Raw genomic sequence first — 26,943 nt, 5'->3', positions numbered from 1 at the left:
GCTATGTGCGCGTTTTTTTTATGTCTATTTATTTTGTATTGATTGTTTTGGTAAAGGTTTGAGGACATCAGCAATTTGCTGAGTCATTTGTTGTTGAAACTTTTTATCTTGAGTGAGATTCTCTGTCACCTGATTAATTTGTTGTGCTGTTTGCTGCAAAATGATTGGCATCTTTTGGTTAATCGATTGTCCTTCAGGAGATTTCAGAAAATGAATATAGGCTTGAACTTCTTCTTCAGATAATTGCTTGGTATAAATATTTTTCACAATTTCAACAGGTTTGGCTTGCTGTAAGAAGATTTCAACAGTGCTGAGAAAGATGTTTGTTAGTTTGTGAGCTGCTATCTGATCTTGCTCGGTCAGAACCTGATGGCCTGTATAGTTTTTAATGACTTGCTCAGAATGCTTCTGGAAATAAGGAGTGTAGCTATTCACTGATTCCTTAACTAATTTTTCTGCATTTGAAAGTTGAATTAACTCATCTACAGAAGCAGGTTTTGCAGGAGAAGCAAGAGCAACTTGACTAAAACCCAAGCTGCAAAGACCAATGACAATCAGTTTTAGAATCATGTGTTTATTTTGCATAATACAAACTCGAAATATTGTGAATAAGAAAAAGAATTTTTAAATGATGATTTAAAGGATATTGTTTTAAATATTTAATTATTATTTAGGCATAATTTTGAATTATGCCTAAATTTTTCACCGAATTGAATTAAGCATTATCATTGACGAGAACTTTTAGCAGGCTGTGATTATTAGCGCTGTTGTCCATCATGTTATGAATGACATGATCATATGTTTCTTGGCTTAAAGAAGGCATTTGTGCTGCAAGTGATTGACCTTCAGGGGTTTGGTAAAAACGGTTGAGTGCTTGAACTTCTTGTTCAGATAGATTTTTTTGATAGAGTTGTTTAAGTTCGGGTTCTACATCTTGCCAAAATTGTTCTTGGTTTAAACCAAGCATTTGTAACTGTTGGGGTTGAACGATTGCTTGAGTGTTTTGTTTAATCTTTAAGATATCAAAGAGTTGATCAATGGAGCCTTGAGATGCGGGCTGTGCATGACTCAGGTCAAATAAAAACAAGCCTCCAAGTAAAGTGATGATTTGACTAATACTCTTGAGTTGCATGGGAAATGACCTTATTGCATTCGCTTTAGCGTAATAATTTAAATAAAAAAACACGCCCTGAGGCGTGTTTTTTGATGTATTTCGGTTAACCCGCTGTTGCATCTACAACTGGAATCTTGCCGATTTTTTCTTGCCAGATTTTTGGTGCAATCGCATGGATTGACGTACCATTCACATCGACCGCAACAGAAACAGGCATATCTTCAACGACAAATTTGTAGATGGCTTCCATACCTAAGTCAGCAAAAGCAACCACTTCTGCCTGACGAACCGCTTTAGATACGAGGTATGCAGCGCCACCAACAGCCATTAAATACGTTGCTTTGTTGTCTTTGATTGCTTCAACTGCAGCAGGACCACGGTCTGCTTTACCAATCATACCGAACATGCCAGTCGCTTCTAAGACTTGGCGAGTGAACTTGTCCATACGTGTTGCAGTTGTAGGGCCTGCAGGACCAACCACTTCATCACCCACTGGATCAACAGGCCCAACGTAGTAAATGAACTTACCTTTAAGGTCTACAGGAAGTTCTTCACCGTTATTCAGCATGTCAACCATACGTTTATGTGCAGCGTCACGACCTGTGTAGATTGTACCGTTAAGAAGAAGCGTATCACCTGGTTTCCAAGAGTTCATTTCTTCTTGAGTGATGGTGTCAAGGTTTACACGCTTAGATTTCGATGCATCCCAAGCCACTTGAGGGTAATCTTCAAGTTTAGGTGCTTGAATGTGTGCAGGACCTGAACCATCAAGTTGGAAATGCGCATGGCGGGTTGCTGCACAGTTTGGAATCATACCAACTGGTTTGCCTGCAGCATGGCAAGGGTAATCTTTGATTTTAATATCAAGAACAGTCGTTAAACCGCCAAGGCCTTGTGCACCAATCCCCAAAGCATTTACTTTTTCGAAGATTTCAATACGAAGCTCTTCCATTTTGCTTTGAGGACCACGACGAAGAAGTTCGTCCATGTTGATTTCTTCCATGAGTGCTTCTTTTGCAAGCATCATGGCTTTTTCAGCAGTACCACCGATCCCGATACCGAGCATCCCTGGTGGACACCAGCCTGCACCCATCGTTGGAACAGTTTTAAGTACCCAGTCCACAATCGAGTCAGACGGGTTTAACATTGCAAGTTTAGATTTATTTTCTGAACCGCCGCCTTTTGCTGCAACGGTAATATCAACTTTGTTGCCAGGTACGAGTTTATAATGAATCACGGCAGGCGTATTGTCTTTGGTGTTCTTACGGCCAAATGCAGGATCTGCTAAAACGGATGCACGAAGTACGTTGGTGTTTTCTAAGTAACCTTGGCGTACACCTTCGTTGATCGCATCATCAAGACTCAAGGTTAATTCAAATTTAACGTCTAAGCCCACATCAACAAACACGTTGACAATCCCGGTATCTTGGCAGATTGGGCGATGACCTTCTGCACACATACGCGAGTTAATTAGAATTTGTGCGATTGCATCCTTGGCTGCTTGGTTTTCTTCACGATCATACGCACGGCTCATTGCCTGAATAAAATCTTGTGGATGATAGTATGAAATAAACTGTAAGGCATCCTTGACCGAAGTGATCAAGTCATCTTGTTTGATAATGGTTGTCATATCAAAAGTCTCTTGAGCGGGCTGTTAGCTAGCGGGCTAAATTATATGACAAAACGACAGGTCTGTGGGCAGTTTTGCTGAGATTTTGAGCCAAGTTTAGATCATACTAAAGATAGCGCTATCTAAAGAGATATTCGTGATCAAGAGGGAAGATGATGACCCAAGAAAACCTCGCTGAAAATATTATCGAGATATACCGTCAGTATGGTCGTCAATGGACGAAGTTGCGCGGTACTTATTTATATGAAAAACAGTGGTTAGATCGTTTTCTTGCTTTACTTGCTCAACCTGCCCATGTTTTAGATTTGGGCTGTGGTTCAGGTCAGCCAATTGCCGAGTATCTTATTCAGCAAGGCTGTCAGATTACGGGCGTGGATAGTGCTGAGGTAATGTTAGAAATGGCACAGATTCATTTTCCTGAGCAGCAGTGGATTCAGGCCGATATGCGAAGTTTTAGTCCTGCACAGCGATTTCAGGGAATTTTAGCTTGGGACAGTTTCTTTCATTTAACCAGATCAGATCAGCGTGACATGTTTGCCCGATTTGAACAGTGCTCTCAAACAAGTACAGTACTGATGTTTACCAGTGGGCCTGCCAATGGTGAGTCTATTGGAGAAATGTTTGGGAAGCCGCTCTATCACGCCAGTTTAGCGCCTGAAGAATATCGTTCCTTGTTACATCAGTATGGTTTCCAACTGATTCACATGCTTGCTGAAGATGTTGACTGTACTGGGCATACCGTTTGGCTAGTCCAATATATTCGGGCATAAATTATTGGGCGGCTGAGCTGAACTTGATCAATGAATTTGCAACATGATGTTGTTCAAGTAACTGCTGTGCATCGCTTAATACAGCGATTAAATCCGCAATAAATAGATCCGCTAGCCTAGAAACAGGTCTGTAATCTGGACGAACCAAACTCAGAGTAAAAGGAATAGAGAAAGTGATCGGTCTCCATTGCAAACCTGAGCCAAGATAATCCAGCATGATCAATGGATTGACAATTGAGACACCCAGACCTTTTTGAACCATTGTACAAATCGAGTGGGCACTATGAGTTTCAATGCTAAGCTGGCGTTGAATATGATGCTGATGAAAAACCTGATCAATCTGCTGTCGGTATGGGTCTTGCTTGGCCAGAGAAATAAATTCATGAGCTGCGAAATCTTCAAGTTGTAACTCAGCTTTGTCCAATAAGGGATGAGTGTCAGGCAGAATACAGACTTCATTACTTTTAAACTGAAACTGCAAAGTTGTCCCCAGTGGTATTGATTGGTGCTCAATTAGACCGAGATGAAACTGTTGTGAAGACAACTGGGTTTCAATGAATGGAGATTCAAGCGGAGTGATGCAAATCTGGGTGTGCTGTGTATGCGATTTAAATTTTGCAATTACAGTCGGTAAGAGTGTTGTGGCTAAAAATGGCAAACAACACAATTGAAGTTCCCCAATTTGATGATTCTTGATTTGTTGAGCCGTATTAAACACACGTTCCAGTCCAATATTGGACTGAAGTATTTCTTCATACAGGGTTAATGCTGCTTCGGTTGGATATATTTTTGCATTTCGACGGTCAAATAAAGGAAACCCACATAGCGTTTCAAATCGTGCAATTTCACGGCTAATGGTGGGTTGCGAAGTAAATAACAGATGAGCAGCGCCCGTAATGCTGCCCGTTTTCATAATGGCTTGAAAAATTTCGATGTGACGGTAATGAAACATAATTAAAATCTATATCAAAAATGAATGAAGAGCAAAAAATTAAGTATTTTTAGATATGTTTTGATTTAGCCATAATCCTTTGACTCATTCAATCAATTGAAAAAATAAGGGGATTTTATGTCTAAATCAGTGTGTACCGTTCGTGAGGCAACATTGGCGGATATGGATGTTTTAGCGAAATTATTTAACCAGTACCGTGAATTTTACGGAAAAGCACCTGATCATCTTGGCGCAACGGCATTTTTATCGGCACATTTGAATCAAGCCAGATCTCAGATTTTTGTTGCTCAAATTTCAGAGCAACTGGTCGGGTTTATTCAGCTTTATCCATTATGGTCATCTTTAGAGGTGGGACGGGTTTGGGTGATTAATGATTTATTTATTCAAGCCGATCATCGTGGAAAGTCTATCGGGCAGGTTTTAATGCAGCAAGGAATTGCATTTGCAAAAGCTCATGATGCAGTCTATATCGCTTTAGAAACAGGGATGGATAATCTACGGGCACAAAAGCTATATCAAAAATTGGGTTTTGTGATTGAGCATGGGATTTACCATCTTCATTTGAATTGTAAATAGAAAAAAGCCACTCAAACGATGGAGTGGCTTTCCTATGTCATTTTTTGCAATAAATTATGATGCTTTCGCTGCGGCAGTTTTAGCTTCAGCTTGTTGTTCCGCCTGAATGGCAGTTAAAGCAATCGTAAACACGATGTCATCAACCAAAGCACCACGTGACAAGTCATTTACAGGTTTATTCAAACCTTGCAACATCGGGCCAACACTGACGACATTTGCAGAACGTTGTACTGCTTTGTAAGTGGTGTTACCTGTGTTGAGGTCAGGGAAAATAAACACATTGGCGCGACCAGCAACGGGTGAATTTGGTGCTTTTGAGCGACCTACACTTTCAACCGAAGCGGCATCGTATTGTAGCGGGCCATCAATCAGCAAGTCTGGGCGACGCTGTTGAGCAATCTCAGTTGCCTGAGCCACTTTTTCAACATCTGCACCTGCACCTGATGTACCTGTTGAGTAGCTGATCATGGCAATACGTGGCTCAATACCAAAAGCTTTGGCTGAGTCTGCTGACTGAATCGCAATTTCTGCTAACTGTTCCGCTGTTGGATCTGGGTTAATTGCACAGTCACCGTACACATAAACTTCGTCTGGCAACAACATGAAGAACACAGAAGATACCAGAGAATATTCAGGTGCAGTTTTGATTAACTGAAACGCAGGGCGAACGGTATTGGCTGTGGTATGCACTGCGCCTGAAACCAAACCATCGACTTGATCGAGCGCAAGCATCATGGTGCCTAAAACAACCGTATCTTGCAGTTGTTCTTCAGCTTGAGCTGCATCAAGCTTGCCTTTACGCAACTGAACCATTGGCTCAATATATTGCGCACGAATACTGTCAGGATCGACAATTTCAAGATCGCTTGGCAGTTCAATATTACGTGCTTTGGCAACTTCTAAAACCTGTTCTGGTTTAGCCAGCAAAATACAGTGTGCTAGACCACGAGATTGACAGATCGCTGCTGCTTCAACGGTACGTGGCTCATCACCTTCAGGCAGTACGATGCGTTTTTTCGCTGCAATTGATTTTTGAACGAGCTCATAACGGAAAGCCGAAGGCGATAGACGTGGCTGAGTCGCAGCTTCGCTATGTTGACTTAACCAGTTTGGATCGATGTGACTAGAAACAAAGCGAGTGACTTGCTCTGCACGTTCCAAATCATTGGTTGGAACTTCGTTGCTGAGCGTTGCCAAGCGTTGAGCAGTTTCCAAGGTGTTTAGCGAGGTATGGAGTACAGGCAAGCCTTGCTGAATCGCTGTTTTACAGAATTCTAGAACTTGTGCATTTGGCGCTTCACGTTCAGTCAGAATAAGACCTGAAAGCGGCACACCATTTTGAGTGGCAAGACTTGCAGCCAAGATAACATCAATACGTTCTGAGGCACTGATAATCAGTTCGCCCGCCACAAATTTATTCAGTTCATGTTCAATGCTTGATGCGATTAGGCTGGTGTGAAGTACGCGGCGCTGTGCGGCAGTCCCTTCATTAACCCATGTAGCCTTAATGCTGCTTGCGATGTCAAGTGTACGAGGCACGCTGAGCGTATTGCTAAATGGTACGAGACCGACAATTGGCAGTGCTGCTGTGCCAATATGACGATTGAACTTTTGCAGCGCTGTCGTGAATTCAGAAATTTCTTTTTCAAGGCGTAATGAGGTGTCAAGCGCGACAGGAATTTGCGCTGCATTTTCAGCCAAACCTTTAGTGCGCATGAACAAGATGCCCGCAGTCCGCTTGCTTTCGAGTCCACCAAAATGACGTAAACTCGCTTCAATTTTTTCTGCGGTTTGACGTGGTTGGTTTAAATCTGCTTTGCTGACAAAAACGACTTTGGCATCGAGTGCTTTCGCAAGCTGTGCATTCAGTTCATTGGCAAAATAATCTTCTGCTGTTGCCAATAAACCTTCAACAATAATCACTTGATGTTTTTTTGAAACTTCACGATGGAGTCGAACCGCATCTTCAAGCAATTCATCGACTTCCCCAGAATTCATTGCATTTAAAATTTGCTGATGGGTAATGGATGCAGTGGCTTGAGCTTGGAAAAGCTGTGCATAGAGCGCTGCTGTACGGTTATGATTTTGGTCTTGTTCCTGACAAAACGGTTTCACAAAACCCGCTTTAATGCCACTACAGTCCAGTGCGTAAATCATGCCGAGGCAAGCGGAGGTGAGACCTGCGCTTTCCTCGGTTGGAATAAGAAGAAGGGTATTCATAAAAACACCTGATTTTAATTTTATAGATTAAGCAATCGCTGCGTTTGCCTCACGGCTAAGCTGTTCTACGACATGCTCGGTTTCTTTCGCGATACGGCCTTCCTCATCGGTTGGAATCACCCAAATTTGAGGGCCAGTGCCTGTATCAATCTGTCCTTCAGTACCACGTTTTAAGGTGTTATTTTTCTCTTTGTCGAGGTTGAAACCAAAGTGCGGCAAATAGGTCATAGTTTTTTCACGGATATATGCCGAGTTTTCACCAATACCACCTGTGAAGAATAAACCGTCAATACGCGGTAAACCACAGCTGAGTGCTGCTAAAGATTTCGCCAAGCGGTAGCAGAATACTTCAATCGCTAAAGCTGCATCTTCATTGCCTTGTTCTGAGGCTTCAATCAAGGTGCGCATGTCATTCGACAAGTTGTCAGATAAACCGAGCAAACCGCTTTCTTTGTTGAGCATCTTGTCGATTTTGAAGATGTCCCAACCCAAGTTGCTTGCCAAGAAGCTGTGAATACTTGGGTCAACATCACCACTACGTGTGCCCATAACCACGCCTTCAAGCGGTGTCAGGCCCATAGAAGTATCTACACTTTGACCATTCCAAATCGCGCAGGTTGAGCTACCATTACCCAGGTGAGCAGTCAGCCAGCCACCTTGTTTTAAGCTGCCAGCCAGTTCTGAGCCGCGTTCTGAAACATAAGCATGGCTTGTACCGTGGAAACCGTAACGACGCACGTTATGGTCAGTAAATAAGAATTTAGGAACTGCGTAACGATACGCATGTTCTGGCATGGTTTGGTGAAAAGCAGTATCAAACACAGCAACTTGTGGAAGTTCTGGGAACAAACGCATGGTTGCTTCAATTCCCACCAAATGTGCAGGGTTGTGTAAAGGTGCAAGCGGAGTCGCTTCACGAATACGTTGAATAATCTCTGGGGTTAATAAATGTGCTTTAGTCAATGTGCCGCCGTGTACGACACGGTGACCAATGGCTTGTGGATTATAATGAGAAAGGCGTTCGAGCAGAGTTTCTAGCGCTTGTTCATGATTTGCGTTTGGAATCGCCAATTCAAGAGGTTGACCACCGACAGTAATTCCTTTGATACGCGCGTTTTCTGAGCCAAGATTTTCTGCTAGCCCGTAGATACGATCTTCGCGGCGTTCTGATACCAATGCATATTTGATGGAAGAAGAACCGCAATTAATCACTAAAACAGATGTAGACACGTCATTATTCCCAATTTAATTGAAATCATATTCCTGTTGATGATCTGTGCTAGGAAGAACCTGACTGATCGAATACATTATTTTTAACATGGGTTATTTTTTCGTCCAAGCTAGACTTTAGCCGATACTACTTTAGAATTATGATGATAATTTATGGTATAAAATTATTGTTAATCAATATCTTATATTATTTAATTTGTGTGAAATAATGATTATTTCCTAAAAAAATATTTAATTCTCAAAGTGAGTTAGTTCACCTTGAGAATCTGTTTCAAACTGTTTTTGAAGGCTTATTGGCGGATTTGACCATCACCCAATACAATCCACTTCTGTGAAGTCAGTCCTTCTAAGCCAACAGGGCCACGAGTATGGATTTTATCGGTTGAGATGCCGATTTCTGCACCTAAACCATATTCAAAACCATCAGCAAAACGTGTTGAAGCGTTGATGATCACCGAACTTGAATCGACACGTGCAAGGAACTGACGCGCTAAGGTATAGTTTTCAGTGACAATGGCATCGGTATGGTGTGAACCATATTTGTTGATATGTGCGATTGCGTTATCCATGCTGTCCATCACTTTAATCGCAAGTACTGGCGCAAGATACTCGGTGTACCAGTCTTCTTCGGTTGCAGCAATCACTTGCTGACCTAAAATTTTCTGGGTGTGTTCACAGCCACGCAGTTCAACTTGCTTTTCAGCATATTTGGCAGCAATAGCAGGCAAGAACTGTTCTGCAACGTCTTGATGAACCAACAGGCTCTCCATGGCATTACACACGCCATAACGGTGCGTTTTGGCATTGAAGGCAATCGCAAGGGCTTTGTCGAGATCAGCCTGTGAATCGACATAAACATGGCAGTTACCATCTAAATGTTTAATGACAGGAATCCGTGCTTCACGGCTAATCCGTTCAATCAGTCCTTTACCGCCACGTGGCACAATCACATCGACAAATTCGGTCATGGTAATCAGGTGACCTACTGCTTCGCGATCTGAAGTTTCAACCACTTGTACAGCTGCTTCAGGTAGACCTGATTGTTGTAACCCTAGTTGAATGGCTAGAGCAATCGCTTTGTTTGATTGCAGTGCTTCAGAACCACCACGTAAGATAATGGCATTACCTGATTTAAGTGCTAAAGAAGCAGCTTCAAGCGTCACGTTCGGGCGTGATTCATAAATCATGCCGACCACGCCTAAAGGCACACGCATCTTACCAATCTGAATGCCAGATGGGCGGTAAGCTAAATCGGTAATTTCACCAATCGGGTCAGTCAGTTGAGCGACATCTTTTAGACCTTGTAACATTGCTGCAAAGCGTGCGGGGTTCAGTTCTAGACGGTCAAGCAGGGCGCTATCAAGTTGATTGGCACGGCCATTTTCCATATCAATCTGGTTGGCGGCCAAAACTTCAGCTTGTTGTTGTACCAAAGCATCATGAATCGCCATAAGTGCTTGGTTTTTAATTTTCGTCGAAGCGCTGGCTAAGGTTTGCGAGGCTTGGCGAGCTTGTTGACCGACGGTCTGCATGTACTCCGCAATAGACTGTTGCATAATATTAAGATCACTTAAAAAATCATCACTGATAGTAACAGTGTTGTTTAAAAAATAAAACGCCTGATGGTGCAGGCGTTTTGACGAAATTTAGACGCGAAGCGTATTGTTTTTAAAGTCTTCAATGCGTTGCTTCACGTGTTGCCACTTTTCACCAAGGAACAATTGTTCATTAATTTGAAGCGTTGGAATTTGACCGCGCATACGTTCCAGACGTTGCTGATTTGGTAAGGCAAAGTCTTGAATGCTTTCGAGTGCAACTGCCGCTGAGGTACGGTCATTGCAGACGAGTCCCATATCACAGCCCGCATGTAATGCTGCTTGAATACGGGCATCTGCACCGCCTGCAACGCAGGCTGCTTGCATGCTTAAATCATCCGAGAAAAGCACGCCGTCAAATTGTAGTTGCTGACGTAATACATTCTGAATCCAGTGCTGAGAAAAGCCCGCAGGGTGAACATCAACTTCAGGATAGATCACATGAGCAGGCATCAGTGCATTTAAATCAGGCATAAGCTGAATAAACGTTTGCATGTCTTGTGCGTAGATTTCATCATAACTGCGTGGGTCGATTGCAGCAGCAACATGTGAATCGGCTTTGACAGAGCCGTGACCTGGAAAATGTTTGCCTGTACTTGCCATACCTGCACGACGCATACCTTGCATGAAAGCACGTGCGAGTGGTGTGATGTTTTCGATCTTTTTAGAAAATGCCCGATCACCAATCACATCGCTAATGTCATTTAAATCAAGGACAGGCGCAAAACTAAAGTCGATACCAACCGCCAAAACCTCAGAAGCCATGAGCCAGCCGCATTGTTGTGCCAGTTCAACAGCTTTATCAGGTTGTTCTTGGTAAAGTTCACCAAATCGACCCATAGCAGGAAGTAGGGTAAAGCCTTGTTTTAAACGCTGTACCCGACCGCCTTCCTGATCGACTGCAATCAGGATTTCAGGACGAATATGGCGAATATGATCGGTAAGTGCGCGAACTTGTTGAGGGGATTCAATATTACGTCCAAACAGAATTAAGCCACCTGTTTGAGGGTTTTTGAGTAATTCAATATCTTCTTCGGTCAGGGTGGTTCCTGCGATGTCAAGCATCAGCGCGCCAATCATAAGAGCTTCCGTTACTGGGTGAATTTCAAATACAGGTTGAATTTTGCAATGATTTGCTACATTTTGTCAGCACAGAATATGATAAAACTACACGACATGGTACAAAGACTTTGTTTAAGATCCTGAATATTCAAGTCTAATTTAATACGATTGCTATGTAATTTTTGGTGAAATCCAAGGAAGTACGATTAATATTATGAAACTTCAAACAATCGCTTGCGCAGTTGCACTGGCAACGGGTGGTCTATTCTTTACTCATGTGGTTGATGAGGCAAGAGCCGCTACAACCAATACCGAGTCTACAATACAGTCGGTACAACCGACCCAAGCTCAAAAATTGGTAACGCGGCAACTTGCGACCTTGGTAGATCGCCAACATTATTTAAATATGCGTTTAGATGCCAATACATCGAACCGCATTTTAGATATGTATCTTGATAGTTTAGATCCAGATCATACGATTTTCTTGGCTTCTGAAGTTGCAGCATATAAACAAAAATATGGGGCAGGTTTAGGCGCTGCATTAAAAGCAGGTGATTTAACAGCACCTTATACAATTCATGCACAGTATCGCCAGCATTTGAAAGAATTTTATGGCTATATGCTGACTGAGTTGAAAAAGCCTCAGAATCTAGAGCAGAAAAATTCCTATATTGATACGGATCGTGAAAAAGCACCGTATTTCAAATCTTCTAAAGAACAACACGATTACTGGCATAAAATGCTGGTTTCACAGTTGATTAACCTGACAATAAGTAAGCAGGAAGACCTTGCTAAACAAAAAGTAATTAAAGCTGATCCAGCATTGGCTCAAGGTGAAGATTTAAGTTCAGAAGATTTAACACCAGAGCAAACCTTAACTAAACGTTATACGCGTCAGCTTGAGCGCGTTGGCCGTATTAAAAGTGATGATGTTCTCGACAAGATCCTGAACTCAATGACCTTGACTTACGACCCGCACAGTAACTATTTCCCACCTGTAGATGCCATGGAACTCAATCGCCAAACGACCTTGCAGTTAGAGGGAATTGGGGTTTCGATTCGTCCAGAACGTGGTAATGAAGACTACACTAAAATCGAAACGATTGTTGATGGTGGCCCTGCGAGCAAATCTGGTTTGATTAAACCAGGTGATCGTATTATTGGGGTTTCTCAAGATGGCGAAAAGAAAATTGTCGATGTGATTGGTTGGTCGAGTCAGGAAATTGTTGGCTTAATTCGTGGTAAGCGCGGCACTAAAGTTACCCTGAAATTATTAGGTGCAGGTGCACCGATGAGCCAAGCACGTACGATAACTTTGGTTCGTGATGTCATTAAAGAAGATGATCAGGGCGTACAGTCACGTGTGGTCAAAATTAACCGAGATGGTAAACAGCATACTTTTGGTGTTATTGAAATTCCATCATTCTATTTGAACTACCGTGCTCGCCGTGAAGGTGCAGACTATCGCTCAGTTTCTAAAGACACCAACGATGCTTTAAAAGCACTTTCTGCGCAGAAAGTTGAAGGAATCATTATCGACTTGCGTAACAACCCAGGTGGTTCGCTAGAAGAAGTGTCACGCATGATTGGTCAGGTGATTAAATCGGGTCCAGTGGTGCAAATTCGTGACAGTAACGGCAATGTAAATGTCTTTGAAGACAATGATGGTGGTCAGCAAACTTATGCAGGACCTTTGGCTGTCTTGGTGAATTTGGCTTCAGCATCAGCGAGTGAGATTTACTCTGCGGCGATTCAGGATTATGGTCGCGGTATTATTATTGGAAGTACGACCACAGGTAAAGGAACTGCTCAAGTTCAACTTGATTCGTTAGCTTATGGTCAGGCGACATTGACTCAGCGTAAGTTCTATCGAATTACTGGAGGTAGCACTCAAAATAAAGGCGTAATTCCTGATATTAAATTGGTCGATATCTGGAATGATGAGTTTGGTGAGCGTAAGGCAAAAAATGCGTTGAAATGGGATACGATTCCAACAGCACCATTTAAACGTGAAGGTGTCGTCAAACCGTATTTGCCTACTTTAGAAGAGTTGTCAGCGCAGCGTGTAGAACATGATCCACAATTCACCTATCTGGAAACGCGCCGTGTTTTAGCGAAGAAAACGGATGATGAAAAGCGTTTGGTGCTGGATTTAGATCAGCGTAAGGCTGAACTGGATGCCTTGGAAAAGCAGACTTTGGATGCTGAAAATCTACGTCGTAAAGAAACAGGTTTAGCACCATATGCTAACTGGAGTGGCTATCAAGCATCCTTAGATGCTTTAAGTGAAAGTCGTGCCAAAATGAAAGCGAATGTACGTCCTCCACTACCTGAAGAAGAGGCTTTTGTCACCGAAGCTGCGAATGTATTGTTGGATTATGCAAAGTTACAGCGTAAAGCGGCAAATTAATTGATAGAAGAACGCTATTTAAAAAAGCCTGATCAATGATCGGGCTTTTTTATATGCATTCATCATGAATTTTAAAATAATCAAAATGCTTAAAGGTACATTTAAAATGCATATCCATCGTTAAGTTTTCTTTAAAAATATTGATTTAACTGATTTGTAAAAATCAAAAGTAATATCAAATATATAAGAAATTTAATCAAAGATATTTATATAGTGATTTTATAAACTGTTAATATGAAATTAATTTTTAGTCGAGATGGTATGGTTCTGATCTGGTTGGAAAATAATTTTAACAATGTTATATCGGTGAGTTTTTAAAAATAAAAATATAAATTTCAAATTTTTAATTGATGAATAAGTAAAGTAACTTGTATGTTTTTTAACAAAAACATATTAATATAAAAGAGTTATTCATCTTTGAAATAACTATGAAATTGACTTTAAAATAATTTGATTAAGATCTGATAGTACTTGTTGTCTGGTTTTTTATGCATACTGTTTTGGATAAAACAGATAAAAGACAAAACAAATTTGGATACATGAAATGACAGAACTAGATTATGACGCCAGTTTGGTCATCGGGTTTATCATTGTGACAATACTGATTAGTTATGTCTCAATCACGCTGGATGTATTGTTGTTTAAATTCCTGTATCAAAAATATGGGAAAGCTGTCATTTTTATCACCAGTGCAATTTTGGCATTTGTACTGTGGTTTATGCACTTCTTTGGCATATGGATCATGATCATGCCAAATGAGTTTGCCGTACAAAAAGGGCTGATGTTCCTATCATATGTCGTTATGTTTATGCCAATGATCGGTGCAATGTGGTTGCTGACTCAGCCAAAGTTAGCGCGTTATCCTTTTGTTCTGTGTGCTGCAAGTATTGGAATTGGTGCATTTTTTATGCATTATTTGGGCATGTTGGCGTTAGCCTTTCCTCAAAAAACAATCCAATATCATCTACTACTTGTCGTTATCACAATCCTCTTTGCGACTTTCAGTGCTGGAATGACTTTATGGTTGGCTTTTCGATTTAAAAATGAGCAAAAGAATGCTTTTATCTTAAAAATATCTGTCGCTTTTATGATGACATTTAGTATTGTTGCAACTCACTATGTGAGCATATTGGCGGTACATTTTAATGAAAAAAATAGCCGTTTACTTCAAACTACAACATTTGGTCATGCTGTGATACTAGGTATCGTAATCGTTACTTGTCTGATTCTGCTTGCAACATTGTTTGTGGCATTATTGGAATTTCGCCTGAAAGAGCGAAATCGGGAGTTATCCGAAGCCAATAAAGAGCTCACGCATTTAACCATGCATGACTCTTTGACGCAGCTTCCGAACCGTCTGTATTTAAATGATTATGTCAAAATGGTCTTGGCAGAGCACCGTTTGCATCGTCAGCAAATTGGGGTGGTTTATATTGATTTAGACCGATTCAAGGCAATCAATGATGCATTTGGGCATCATGTTGGCGATCAGTTATTGGTCCAATTTGCGAATCGCATCAGTGAGCAACTCACAGAACGTCAAACTTTATTACGCATTAGTGGAGATGAGTTTCTACTCATTGCAGAACACTCTTCTGCGGCTGAAGCAGAAGAATGGGCACAAAAAATTCTTGATACGATTCAACATGGTTTTACAATCGCAGGACGAAATATTAACATTACTGCGAGCATTGGGATAGCAATGTATCCGGAACATGGTGAAACCTTGCAAGAGCTGTTAATGCATGCAGATATCGCGATGCTATCTTCAAAAGAACAGGGGCGTAATACCTATAGCGTATTTAGCTATAACATTGATCAGTATGAAGAACGCCATCAAGCAAAGCTGATCAATGACCTGTTTAAAGCCATTGAAGAAGATCAGTTTGTTTTATTTTATCAGCCTAAATTTACCAAATTCCGCAAAATCTGCGGAGTTGAAGCCCTGATTCGTTGGCAGCATCCTAAACTGGGGTTACTTGGCCCGAACATGTTTATTCCTTTAGCAGAAAAAACAGGGTTGATTATTCCGTTGGGGTATTGGGTGATGGAACAAGCTTGCAAACAGATTCAGATTTGGGAACAGCAGGAAAAAGGTTTTTATCCAATTTCAATTAACTTGTCTGCTGTACAGGTTGAACATAAATTGCTGATACAAACTCTTCAGGATTATCTTGAGAAATATCAGATCAATACAGATCATTTAATTATTGAAATTACTGAAAGCACGGCAATGCATCATATTGATTCAAGTATTGAGATTTTCCAGAAAATTCGTAATTTGGGCATTAAACTTTCCATCGATGATTTTGGTACAGGGCATTCGAGTTTCTTGTACTTAAAAGACTTACCTGTGAATGAACTCAAGATCGATCGTGCATTTATTAAAGATTTGCACCGTGGTTCAAAAGATGAATTAATTTTAGCCAGTTTGATTCAGTTGACTCGAAACTTGGGGCTGACAATTACTGCGGAAGGTATTGAAACGGAAGAACAGCTCGAAATTTTAAATCGCCTTGGCTGCCAGCAATTTCAAGGATTTTTATTGGGTAAGCCATTTCCTAAAGAAGTTTTAGAACATAAGTTTTCAATGTATACCAGCTAATTCAAATCAGGACTTTATTTTGGATAAAATAAAGTCTTTTTGAGGACGGGTTTCATTGTTATAAATCTAGCAATAAAAATTTGGTTTAAAAAGCTAAAAACGCAGAACATAATTCAAGTTATTGTTAATTAATTAAAAAGAAAACAGCATATAAATTTTTGATGATTCAAAACATTTTTTAAATTTAAGTTAAATACCCAATATCTTTTAAAAAAATCTTCAGTATCGTGGCTGAGTATTGATCATTTTTCAGTATAATCTGCGGGTCTGCAAAGTGTGTCCAAAATATTTTAGCCAAGCCTGTCATCTTGATTATTTGCTTTTCATTGTTTTTGTTAAAGCAAGTATGAGTTTGTTTGTGAGTGATCTTTTCAATTGTTGATGATTTAAAAGATTAAAGGCATTTATCTGTACATCACTGTAGAAACGCAAGAATATTTTGAAAAGGTTTTGTTATGACTCTCCCGAATGTGGATATGGATCTCCTTGAACAGCCAACGTTTGAAAAAATTCAAGCGAAAGAACTGAATCATCCACCGCGTATTTTATTGCTGTATGGTTCAAATCGTGAACGTTCATATAGTCGTTTGGCTGTGCTTGAGGCGGGTCGCATCCTTGAGCATTTTGGCGCTGAGGTCAAAATCTTCCATCCTAAAGGGTTGCCTTTACCTGAAGATGCCGATGCTGAACATCCTAAAGTTAAAGAATTACATGAATTGTTGGCTTGGTCAGAAGGCATGGTGTGGTGTTCGCCAGAACGTCATGGTGCAATGAGTTCCATTTTTAAGGCACAAATTGACTGGATTCCACTGGCGAATGGGGCCATTCGGGCAACCCAAGGTAAAACGCTCGCGCTTATGCAGGTGAGTGGCGGTTCGCAGTCGTTTAATAGTGTCAATCAAATGCGGATGTTAGGGCGTTGGATGCGGATGATCACCATTCCCAATCAGTCTTCAATTCCAAAAGCATTTCTAGAATTTGAAGAAGATGGACGCATGAAGCCATCAGCATTTTATGATCGTATTGTTGATGTGATGGAAGAGTTATTTAAATTTACTTTACTGACACGCGGTCAAACCCAGTACTTTACGAATCGTTATTCAGAGCGTAAAGAATCGGCAGAGCAGCTGTCACAACGTGTCAATCAACGTAGTTTATAAATACACTGAAGTGGACTGTCAGTACTGCTGTAAAGATGAATAATTTGGGGTTGATGTTATTCATTTTGAAATTTTGGATTTTGTCGTAAAGAGCATAAATAGGGGAAAGGTGTTGACTCAAGTCAGAACTGATATTGATGTGGTGATTATTGGTGGTGGACAAGCGGCACTTTCGACGGCCTATTTCTTAAATCGCAAAAAGATTTCATTTGTTATTTTAGACGATCAAAATCAGGCAGGTGGTGCTTGGCAGCATGCTTGGGAATCATTACGACTGTTTTCTCCAAATACATGGAGTTCTTTGTCTGGATGGTTAATGCCTCCTACGGCTCAGACTTATCCGACACGCAATGAAGTGATCTGTTATTTAACTGCTTATGAACAGCGCTATCAGTTTCCGATTATTCGTCCAGTACATGTTGATCGTATTGAAGCTCAAGGCCAATATCTAGATGTTTTTTCTGGTGAGCGTTGTTGGCGAGCAAAAGCGGTGGTGAGTGCAACAGGCACATGGAGTCAGCCCAATATTCCTGAATATGAAGGGCGAGATGTGTTTCAGGGGATTCAGTTACATTCTGCGCACTATCAAAATGCTGAACCCTTTCAGCAGAAAAAAGTGCTGATTGTGGGGGGCGGGAACTCGGGTGCACAAATTTTGGCTGAAGTGTCCAAAGTGACGGAAACTATTTGGATTACACAGACACCCCCGCAGTTTTTATCGGATGATGTCGATGGTCGAGTGCTATTTTTAAGAGCAACTGAACGCTTGAAAGCCCAGCAGGAAGGTCGAGTGATTGAGCAGCCTGTGGGTGGGCTAGGTGATATTGTCATGATTGACTCGGTCAAAGAGGCAAGGGCAAGAGGTGTTCTGCACAGCCGTTCGCCTTTTCAGTCATTGACCCAAAATGCAGTGATTTGGTCGGATGGCACGCGTGAAGATGTGGATGCCATTATTTGGTGTACGGGATTCAAGGCATCACTGGGGCATTTAAATCATCTTCAGATTTTGGAACAGAACAATACGGTTGCTGTCGAAGGGACACGCGCACTGAAACAGCCGAATCTCTGGTTGGTGGGTTATGGCGAGTGGACAGGCGCAGCTTCAGCGACATTGATTGGTGTGTCGAGAACTGCCAGAAATACAGCCGATGAAATTGCTCAATATTTGGAGAATTGGCAGGCTGCCTAAAATGTAGCGGTATGTCTTAGATGATTGGTCGATATTGTTCGAACAATGAGGCACATGACAGAAATCTGCATTTTAAAATGTGCTTAATTTGAAGTGCTTAAGGGCTTTAGATTGTGGCTGTATTCGGCTGATTTTTAAAATATTAGAAATATGAATTGCTTAGCTGAATCAACAATCCATCAACAGGAATTCTGAAATCTGCTACAATGTCGCCAATTTCGAATCCCTATATTTTCTGTTTTTGTACATATGAATTTTTGTGTACAAAACTCTGTACATATTGAAGATTGCTCTAATGTTTAAAGATGAATTAATTAATCAGGTCAAAGCCCGCAGGACTTTTGCCATCATTTCCCACCCCGATGCGGGTAAAACCACCATGACAGAAAAACTGCTGTTATGGGGTAAAGCGATTCAGGTTGCGGGGATGGTGAAAAGCCGTAAGTCTGACCGTGCAGCAACTTCTGACTGGATGGAAATGGAAAAAGAACGTGGGATTTCGATTACCACTTCGGTCATGCAGTTCCCTTATAAAAATTATGTGATTAACCTGCTCGATACCCCAGGGCATGAAGACTTCTCGGAAGATACGTATCGTACCTTAACTGCGGTCGACTCTGCACTCATGGTGATTGACGGTGCAAAAGGTGTCGAAGACCGAACCATCAAATTGATGGAAGTCTGTCGTATGCGTGACACACCAATTATTTCTTTCGTCAATAAAATGGACCGTGAAATTCGTGAGCCTTTAGAGTTGTTGGATGAAATTGAAAACGTCCTCAAAATTAAATGTGTTCCAATCACTTGGCCGCTTGGTTCAGGTCGTGACTTCGCAGGTGTATTTAACCTGATTGAAGAAAAATTCTATGTGTATAAAGCAGGTTTCGGCTCAACCATTACCGAGATTGAAATTCGTGATGGTTATGACCATGCTGACCTACGTGAAAAAGTCGGTGAATTGGCTTGGGCGGCATTTGAAGAGTCTTTAGAACTGGTACAAATGGCGAATGAGCCTTTAGACCGTGAAGAGTTTTTGGCGGGTCGTCAAACGCCTGTATTGTTTGGTACAGCACTGGGTAACTTTGGTGTAGACCATGTGCTTGATGCATTTAGCAACTATGCGCCAGAGCCAAAAGCACATCCGACTCAAGACCGTAAGGTTGAAGCGACTGAAGAAGGTTTCACGGGCTTTGTCTTTAAGATTCAGGCCAACATGGATCCGAAACACCGTGACCGTATTGCCTTTATGCGTATTTGTTCAGGCAAATATGAAAAAGGCTTGAAAATGAACCATGTACGGATTGGTAAAGAAATCCGTATTAGTGACGCATTGACATTCCTTGCAGGTGAGCGTGAGCACTTGGAAGAAGCATGGCCAGGTGACATCATTGGTTTACATAACCACGGCACCATTCAAATTGGTGATACTTTTACCTCTGGCGAAAAACTGCAATTCACAGGGATTCCGCACTTTGCCCCTGAGATGTTCCGCCGTGTGCGTTTAAAAGATCCTTTGAAATCTAAACAGTTGCAAAAAGGTCTCAAAGAGTTGTCTGAAGAAGGTGCAACACAGGTCTTTATGCCGCAAAACAGCAATGACCTGATTGTGGGTGCAGTCGGTGTGCTTCAGTTTGAAGTCGTTGCATTCCGTTTGAAAGAAGAATACAAAGTCGATTGTATTTATGAGCCAGTGAGCATCAACACCGTACGTTGGGTCTCTTGTGATGATGAAAAGAAATTCAACGAATTTAAGAAGAAAGCACACGATCAACTGTCTGTTGATGGTGGCGGGCACTTGACTTACCTCGCACCAAGTCGTGTGAATTTGCAGATTATGCAGGAACGTTATCCTGATATTCAGTTCCGCAATACACGCGAACACTAAGTTGAGTAATATTGAAAACAGCTTCTCTTGAGAAGCTGTTTTTTCAAGATGAACGGGCGGATCAATGCTATGAAAAAACAAACCGTAATTTTGACCATGTTGTCGAGCATCTTGTTACTGAGCGCATGTCATAAAGAGCCTTCGGAATCACAACAAGAACAAACGGCCAGCAATACACAAGTCAGTAATCCTGATGTATTGCCGTATCTGAATATTCAAACAAAACCTGCCGAATATGCGCTGCCATTTTGCGAAAAGAAAAACTGTATTGATATTTATATTCAAACCATTAGTACCAAAGATGCATGGCTTAACCGTTGGATTACGACAGATTTGAGTCGAGTGGTACAGGCACAGATTGATTTAAAACAGAACTTAAGTTTGCAGCAGGCGATTAATGCCTATGTGAAAAAGTCAGATGACTGGCAGCAGGAATTCTCAGCCAATCAGCCGTATCGTTTGCACATTCAAACCCGAGTGGCCTCGCAGCGTAACCAATATGTGCTGCTTCAACTACAGGTCAGCAGCAAACAGGCCGATGTCGAAGTCAAAGAACGTCAATATTTCTTTGTTGCCGATCGCAAATTGCAAAAAGAGCTGAGCATTTTAGATGTGATTCAGCCAAAATATCGCGTGGCTTTTGATCAAATTGTGCAAGATACCTATCAGCAATGGTTGAAACAGCAAAGCCATAATGTGCAGCAAACGGCTCCGAAAAAGCTGTATTGGGGACAGGCGGACTGGTTTTTTGACGGAGAAGGCATTGGCCTGCATTATCGCGCCAATGAGATTGTGAAAGATGCTAAACAACTGGAAATTTTCCTGAATAAGCAGCAGACTGAACAAATGCTTCAACCCGATGTATTTCACACCATGTTTTAAAAAAAACAGTACACGGTGATGCGAAAAATCACGTTATTTTAAAGACAAACATGACAATAAAAGGCGGCATTCATGTTGCGTAAGAATCTTTCAATGACATTCTCTATGTCGGTGCTCAGTGTGAGTCTATTGTTGAGCGCCTGTCAAAAACAAAATGATGATACAGAGAAGACGGTCTCTGCTGCACAGATGACTCAAGCGAAAGCCATTCAAAACCCTTATGAATTTACAGCCAATTTAGAAAATATTCCTGTGCAGTTGCCTGCTTGTGAGGGGAATAACTGTCCTGAGTTTCAGGTACAGCGTTTAAATACCAATTATGATTTTATTGATACGCAGGTGGATGCTGCAATTTTGGCTGCTTTACGCAATAACCTTGATCTTGCAGCAATTAATCCAGCGGCTTCTGAGGTCTTTGCCTCTGAACCTGAGCCAAGTGATTTAAATCATCAAGTGCAGCAGTATGCCAAAGCATTCCTGATTCTGGATCAGCAGCTGAAAAGCATGAATGCCAATCCGCAAATTACCTTTCATGTGCAGCCCAAGATTTTGCGTAAACAAGATAACATTGTGACCGTGCAGCTGAATTCGGACAGCTTTTTAGGTGGTGCACATGGCACCGAGGCACAGCAGTATTTGGTGTTTGATCTGAAACAGAAACAGCAGCTTAAACTGGGTGATGTGTTGTTGCCCAATCAAAAAGATCAGTTGTTAAAACAGCTTCATCAGCAGTTTCAAGATTGGGTGATCGAGCAAAAACTGGCAAATAATGTACAGGAATATGAAGATGCTTGGCCGTTTAAATTGACCAGTAATTTTTATTTCAGTGCGCAAGGTTTGGTGCTGCAATATGCTGAATATGAAATTGGGCCCTATGTGGTCGGTATGCCAACCTTTACCATTCCCTACGAAAAACTCAAAGGCATCGTAAAATCAGAGTATTTACCAAAGCCCGATACGGTTGCTGCAACTACAGCCAGTGTAGTTAAAGGCACAGCTTAAAATGCGGCTGTTCGATACGCACACGCATTTTGATGTGCCTGAGTTCGATCATGATCGTGAGCAGTTGGCCTGTGCTGCCAAACAGTTTGGGGTCGATGCGCTGGTATTAATTGGTTTTGTGGCTTCTCGTTTTGATGATTTGCTCAGAACACATCAACAATTACAGGGCTTTCGTACGGCTCCACACAGTTATTTAGCTCCAGGCTTGCATCCGTTTTATATCGAACAGCATCAACCTGAAGATTTACTGGTGCTGGAAAGCTTGCTCAAGCAACAACAATGCCTTGCTGTGGGGGAAATTGGTTTAGATACCTTCCTCAAGCAGCATAAACAGCCTGAGGTTTTACAACAGCAAAAAAATTATTTCACGGCACAGTTAGAATTGGCACAGCAGTTTGATTTGCCTGTGTTATTACATATCCGCAAAAGCCATGCCGAGGTATTGGCACTCCTCAAAAAACAACACTTTCAGCGCGGCGGCATTGCCCATGCGTTTAGTGGTGGAATCGAAGAAGCCAAAGCTTTTATTCAACTTGGTTTTAAATTGGGAATTACAGGGCAGATCACCAATCCGAATGCGAAAAAACTCATTCAGGTGGTGCAAGCGGTTGGGGCGGAGCATCTGGTTTTAGAGACAGATTGCCCAGATATGACGCCACTGTGTTGCCAGACATCCACTGAACAACGCACACGCAATACGCCTGCCAATTTACCTTATGTGCTTGATGGACTGGCTGCGTGTCTAAATATGAAAAGTGACTCACTCGCTGAACAGCTTTGGCAAAATACACTGGACGTTTTGCCACTTGCAAAGACCAACATGCTCTAACCAAAATAGAACACTTCCACACTTAAATCGGCATACAGTAAATAAAGAAAAGGACAGCAAAAAATAAAATGCCGAATCGGAGGTTACCCGTATGGCTAAGTATAGTCACATCAATAGTTTTCACGCGTTACAAACGCTAAAAGTCGATGAATGCAGTTACCAATATTTTAGTTTAGCCAAAGCCGCTGAACATCTCGGTGATTTAAGCAAACTGCCAAAATCCCTGAAGGTGCTGCTGGAAAATCTACTGCGCTTTGAAGATAACCAAACGGTCACAGCCGCGCATATTCATGCCATTGTCGACTGGCTCAAACAAAAAACCAGTGAGCAGGAAATCCAGTATCGCCCTGCACGGGTTTTGATGCAGGATTTCACAGGTGTGCCTGCCGTGGTCGACTTGGCAGCTATGCGCGCAGCGGTGGCCAAAGCAGGTAAAGACCCTGAAAAGATTAATCCGCTATCGCCTGTCGACTTGGTGATTGACCACTCGGTGATGGTTGATCATTTTGCCAGTAGTCATGCGTTTCAGGAAAATGTCGAAATTGAAATGCAACGTAATGCCGAACGCTATCAGTTCTTGCGCTGGGGGCAGTCAGCATTTAACAACTTTAGCGTGGTGCCGCCTGGCACAGGGATTTGCCATCAGGTCAATCTGGAATATCTGGCACAAGCCGTCTGGACAGCAGACGATGAAGGTAAAACCTTTGCCTTTCCTGACACCTTGGTCGGTACTGACTCACATACCACCATGATTAATGGTTTAGGTGTCCTCGGTTGGGGTGTGGGCGGGATTGAAGCCGAAGCTGCCATGCTTGGACAGCCGATTTCCATGCTGATTCCTGAAGTGATCGGTTTTAAACTGACGGGTAAACTGCGTGAAGGCATTACCGCCACCGATTTGGTTTTAACCATCACTCAAATGCTGCGTAAAAAAGGCGTGGTCGGAAAATTTGTCGAATTTTATGGTGATGGCTTGGCAGACTTGCCACTGGCAGATCGTGCCACCATTGCCAATATGGCGCCTGAATATGGCGCAACCTGTGGTTTCTTCCCGATAGATGAAGTGACCTTGGAATATTTGCGTTTGACAGGACGTAAGCCAGAACGGATCGCTTTGGTTGAAGCCTACAGTCAGGCACAAGGCTTATGGCGTTATGCGGGAGATGAACCTGAGTTTACCGATAGCTTGAGTTTGGATATGTCCAGTGTTGAAGCCAGTCTGGCAGGGCCAAAACGCCCACAAGATCGGGTACTGCTTTCGGATGTGTCGAAAACTTTCGATGAAGTGCTCGAACTCAGCATGAAACCTGCTAAACAGGACAAAGAACAACTAGAGAATGAGGGTGGCGGTACAGCCGTTGCAGCACAAACTGCCGCAGTGCAAAACGAAGCACCAAGTTGTACTTTAAATGGTGAACACTTTGAACTCAAACATGGTGATGTGGTGATTTCAGCAATTACCTCATGTACCAATACATCCAACCCGAGTGTCATGCTGGCAGCAGGCTTGCTTGCGAAAAAAGCCATTGAGCAAGGCTTGCAGCGTAAACCATGGGTGAAAAGCTCTTTGGCACCAGGCTCTAAAGTAGTGACCGATTATCTTGAAGCGGCAGGGCTAACACCCTATTTGAATCAGTTAGGTTATCAATTGGTGGGCTATGGTTGTACCACCTGTATTGGCAACTCAGGGCCATTGCCTGAAGTGATTGAAGAGGCAGTTCAATGTCATGACTTGAATGTGGCATCGGTGCTTTCGGGGAATCGGAACTTTGAAGGGCGGGTGCATCCACTGGTGAAAACCAACTGGTTAGCTTCACCACCACTGGTCATTGCTTTCGGTTTGGCAGGTACCATTCGTATTGACTTAACCACTGAACCATTGGCAATCAACCATCAGGGGAAACCGATTTATCTCAAAGATATTTGGCCAACGACAGAGGAAATTAAAACTGCATTACAGCAAGTGAATACTGCCATGTTCCATCGAGAATATGCGCAAGTGTTTGAGGGAGATGCCAGCTGGAAAGCAATTCAGATTCCTGAAAGTCAAACTTATGCGTGGGATGACACCTCGACTTATATTCAGCATCCACCATTTTTTGCAGGGATTGATCAGCCACCTGTTCCGATTGACAATATTGTCGATGCCCGAATTTTGGCAGTACTGGGTGATTCAGTCACCACCGACCATATTTCACCTGCGGGAAATATCAAAAAGGACAGCCCTGCGGGACGTTATTTACAGGAAAATGGCGTCGAACCAAAAGACTTTAACTCTTATGGCTCACGCCGTGGTAACCATGAAGTCATGATGCGCGGCACATTTGCCAATATCCGCATTAAAAATGAAATGCTGGGTGGAGAAGAGGGCGGTAATACCATTTACATTCCAACAGGCGAGAAACTTGCGATTTATGATGCAGCCATGCGTTATCAGGAAGCACATACACCTTTGGTAATTGTGGCAGGGAAAGAGTATGGCACAGGTTCATCACGCGACTGGGCAGCCAAAGGCACCAATCTGCTTGGTGTGAAAGCAGTGATTGCGGAAAGTTTTGAGCGGATTCACCGTTCAAACTTGGTGGGAATGGGGGTGTTGCCATTACAGTTTGTAGATGGGCAAACCCGTCAAAGTCTGAATCTGACAGGGCAAGAGATTCTGTCCATTTCAGGACTGTCCGATACCTTGCAGCCGCATCAAACCTTGCAGGTGCATGTGAAACGTCCCGATGGTTCGCATGATCAGTTTGAAGTGTTATGCCGAATTGATACTTTAAATGAGGTTGAATACTTTAAAGCGGGCGGCATCTTGCATTATGTACTGCGTCATCTGATTGCGTCCTAATGCTGGACGTCTTTCATTATGATTTTCAGCCGCTTCATATTTCTCGAATAAGGAGAGAAAAAGGGGATTAATGAAAGAAGTTAGTTGATGTTCTAGAAAAAAGCGCTGAGTGAGACTCGGCGCTTTTTTCATTCCCTCTCCCTAGAAAAAAGCAGTAAAATAGCTGCCCTGTCTTTCAATTCCTAAAATGTTAGTGCTATGACCGATCTTGCTCATGATGAATATGACCGCCGTTTTGCAGGTGTTGCCAAAATTTATGGTGAGCCGAATTTCAATCAGTTTGAACAAAGCCATGTCATGGTGATCGGGATAGGTGGTGTCGGCAGTTGGGCAGTTGAAGCCTTGGCACGCACAGGTATTGGACGATTAACCCTTGTCGATATGGATGTGGTTGCCGCATCGAATATCAATCGCCAGTTACCTGCCATGAGCTCGACACTTGGGCATGACAAAGTTGCGGTCATGGCGGAGCGTTGCCGTCAGATCAATCCACGTATGCAGGTTAAGGTGATTGATGATTATCTCAGCCCTGAAAATGTTAAAGAATTCTTGGTTGATGCGCCTGATGTGATTCTGGACTGTATTGATGATGTCAAAGCCAAACTTGCCTTGATGTTGCACTGCCGTTTTAACAAGATTCCGTTGATTGTGTCTGGTGGTGCAGGTGGCAAACTCGATCCGCTGAAAATTCGTGTGGCTGATTTGTCCAAAACTGAACAAGATCCGATGCTGGCAAAATTGCGTGCGCAGTTACGCAGCAAAGGCATTTGTAAAAAGCCGAAAGAAAAATTTGGCATTACCTGTGTGTACTCGATTGATAATCCGTTTTCTAGTGCTGACGTTTGCCCAAGTGCAGGTCTACGTTGTGGCGGTTATGGTTCGGCAGTGGTGGTCACATCCAGTTTTGCCATGATTGCTGTGGCTGAAGTGTTGAAAAAACTCGAAGCTTTGCGTAAAAAATCAGTTTAATTTTCACATTTTTTGCAT

At 42.3% G+C, this 26,943-nt stretch carries 20 protein-coding genes; 12 read left to right on the top strand and 8 right to left on the bottom strand.

Features of this window, described 5'->3' with window-relative positions:
• Window positions 1–24: 24 nt before the first annotated feature.
• The 3 genes from C1A47_RS05725 to C1A47_RS05715 all read right to left on the bottom strand — a co-directional run bounded on the left by C1A47_RS05725 (window position 25) and on the right by C1A47_RS05715 (window position 2,744).
• A complete protein-coding gene (locus C1A47_RS05725; RefSeq protein WP_111893307.1) occupies window positions 25–585 on the bottom strand; it encodes a DUF2059 domain-containing protein in 561 nt (186 codons plus the stop codon).
• Window positions 586–715: 130 nt separating this feature from the next.
• A complete protein-coding gene (locus C1A47_RS05720; protein ID WP_111893305.1) occupies window positions 716–1,132 on the bottom strand; it encodes a DUF2059 domain-containing protein in 417 nt (138 codons plus the stop codon).
• A gap of 85 nt (window positions 1,133–1,217) precedes the next feature.
• Complete coding sequence (locus C1A47_RS05715) at window positions 1,218–2,744, bottom strand: fumarate hydratase (RefSeq protein WP_111893303.1); 1,527 nt, start codon at window positions 2,742–2,744, stop codon at window positions 1,218–1,220.
• Window positions 2,745–2,899: 155 nt separating this feature from the next.
• Between C1A47_RS05715 and C1A47_RS05710 the strand changes: the two genes are divergently transcribed.
• Window positions 2,900–3,514: a class I SAM-dependent methyltransferase gene (locus C1A47_RS05710; protein ID WP_171294345.1), complete on the top strand. Its 615-nt coding sequence runs from the start codon at window positions 2,900–2,902 to the stop codon at window positions 3,512–3,514.
• Between the two features lies 1 nt (window position 3,515).
• Here C1A47_RS05710 and C1A47_RS05705 read toward each other — a convergent pair whose 3' ends face one another.
• Window positions 3,516–4,466, bottom strand: a complete 951-nt coding sequence (locus C1A47_RS05705; protein ID WP_111893299.1) for a LysR family transcriptional regulator — start codon at window positions 4,464–4,466, stop codon at window positions 3,516–3,518.
• A gap of 117 nt (window positions 4,467–4,583) precedes the next feature.
• Here C1A47_RS05705 and C1A47_RS05700 point away from each other — a divergent pair, with 117 nt between their 5' ends.
• Window positions 4,584–5,042 carry a GNAT family N-acetyltransferase gene (locus C1A47_RS05700; protein WP_111893297.1) on the top strand — a complete coding sequence of 153 codons (459 nt, stop codon included), beginning with the start codon at window positions 4,584–4,586 and terminating at the stop codon, window positions 5,040–5,042.
• Between the two features lie 54 nt (window positions 5,043–5,096).
• Here C1A47_RS05700 and pta read toward each other — a convergent pair whose 3' ends face one another.
• The 4 genes from pta to nagZ all read right to left on the bottom strand — a co-directional run bounded on the left by pta (window position 5,097) and on the right by nagZ (window position 11,167).
• Window positions 5,097–7,262 carry a phosphate acetyltransferase gene (gene pta, locus C1A47_RS05695; RefSeq protein WP_111893295.1) on the bottom strand — a complete coding sequence of 722 codons (2,166 nt, stop codon included), beginning with the start codon at window positions 7,260–7,262 and terminating at the stop codon, window positions 5,097–5,099.
• Between the two features lie 27 nt (window positions 7,263–7,289).
• The gene (locus tag C1A47_RS05690) at window positions 7,290–8,492 is read right to left on the bottom strand and encodes an acetate/propionate family kinase (protein WP_111893293.1); all 1,203 of its coding nucleotides are present in this window, start codon (window positions 8,490–8,492) and stop codon (window positions 7,290–7,292) included.
• A 290-nt stretch (window positions 8,493–8,782) separates the two neighbouring features.
• Window positions 8,783–10,048 (bottom strand): glutamate-5-semialdehyde dehydrogenase, encoded by a 1,266-nt coding sequence (locus tag C1A47_RS05685; RefSeq protein ID WP_111893291.1) that lies wholly within the window; start codon window positions 10,046–10,048, stop codon window positions 8,783–8,785.
• A gap of 90 nt (window positions 10,049–10,138) precedes the next feature.
• Window positions 10,139–11,167 carry a beta-N-acetylhexosaminidase gene (gene nagZ / locus C1A47_RS05680; RefSeq protein WP_111893289.1) on the bottom strand — a complete coding sequence of 343 codons (1,029 nt, stop codon included), beginning with the start codon at window positions 11,165–11,167 and terminating at the stop codon, window positions 10,139–10,141.
• 196 nt (window positions 11,168–11,363) lie between these two features.
• On the opposite strand from nagZ, the gene C1A47_RS05675 reads away from it, so the two are divergent.
• The 10 genes from C1A47_RS05675 (at window position 11,364) to C1A47_RS05630 (ending at window position 26,925) form a co-directional block, all read left to right on the top strand.
• Window positions 11,364–13,559 (top strand): carboxy terminal-processing peptidase, encoded by a 2,196-nt coding sequence (locus C1A47_RS05675; protein WP_111893287.1) that lies wholly within the window; start codon window positions 11,364–11,366, stop codon window positions 13,557–13,559.
• Between the two features lie 544 nt (window positions 13,560–14,103).
• The gene (locus C1A47_RS05670; protein WP_111893285.1) at window positions 14,104–16,164 is read left to right on the top strand and encodes a putative bifunctional diguanylate cyclase/phosphodiesterase; all 2,061 of its coding nucleotides are present in this window, start codon (window positions 14,104–14,106) and stop codon (window positions 16,162–16,164) included.
• Between the two features lie 455 nt (window positions 16,165–16,619).
• Window positions 16,620–17,324 (top strand): arsenical resistance protein ArsH, encoded by a 705-nt coding sequence (gene arsH / locus C1A47_RS05665; protein ID WP_111893283.1) that lies wholly within the window; start codon window positions 16,620–16,622, stop codon window positions 17,322–17,324.
• A gap of 112 nt (window positions 17,325–17,436) precedes the next feature.
• The gene (locus C1A47_RS05660; protein ID WP_111893599.1) at window positions 17,437–18,513 is read left to right on the top strand and encodes an ArsO family NAD(P)H-dependent flavin-containing monooxygenase; all 1,077 of its coding nucleotides are present in this window, start codon (window positions 17,437–17,439) and stop codon (window positions 18,511–18,513) included.
• 295 nt (window positions 18,514–18,808) lie between these two features.
• The gene (locus C1A47_RS05655; RefSeq protein ID WP_111893281.1) at window positions 18,809–20,398 is read left to right on the top strand and encodes a peptide chain release factor 3; all 1,590 of its coding nucleotides are present in this window, start codon (window positions 18,809–18,811) and stop codon (window positions 20,396–20,398) included.
• A 60-nt stretch (window positions 20,399–20,458) separates the two neighbouring features.
• Window positions 20,459–21,280 carry a hypothetical protein gene (locus C1A47_RS05650; protein ID WP_413772951.1) on the top strand — a complete coding sequence of 274 codons (822 nt, stop codon included), beginning with the start codon at window positions 20,459–20,461 and terminating at the stop codon, window positions 21,278–21,280.
• A gap of 72 nt (window positions 21,281–21,352) precedes the next feature.
• Window positions 21,353–22,282 carry an RsiV family protein gene (locus C1A47_RS05645; protein ID WP_111893279.1) on the top strand — a complete coding sequence of 310 codons (930 nt, stop codon included), beginning with the start codon at window positions 21,353–21,355 and terminating at the stop codon, window positions 22,280–22,282.
• A gap of 1 nt (window position 22,283) precedes the next feature.
• Entirely contained in the window at window positions 22,284–23,111 is an 828-nt protein-coding gene (locus C1A47_RS05640; RefSeq protein WP_111893277.1) for a TatD family hydrolase, read from the top strand.
• A gap of 91 nt (window positions 23,112–23,202) precedes the next feature.
• Complete coding sequence (gene acnA / locus C1A47_RS05635) at window positions 23,203–25,956, top strand: aconitate hydratase AcnA (RefSeq protein WP_111893275.1); 2,754 nt, start codon at window positions 23,203–23,205, stop codon at window positions 25,954–25,956.
• 198 nt (window positions 25,957–26,154) lie between these two features.
• Complete coding sequence (locus tag C1A47_RS05630) at window positions 26,155–26,925, top strand: ThiF family adenylyltransferase (RefSeq protein ID WP_111893273.1); 771 nt, start codon at window positions 26,155–26,157, stop codon at window positions 26,923–26,925.
• The last annotated feature ends 18 nt before the right edge of the window (window positions 26,926–26,943 follow it).

The sequence above is a fragment of the Acinetobacter sp. MB5 genome (assembly GCF_003261585.1).
GTDB lineage: Bacteria > Pseudomonadota > Gammaproteobacteria > Pseudomonadales > Moraxellaceae > Acinetobacter.
This window is presented reverse-complemented; position numbering and strand designations above follow the sequence as displayed.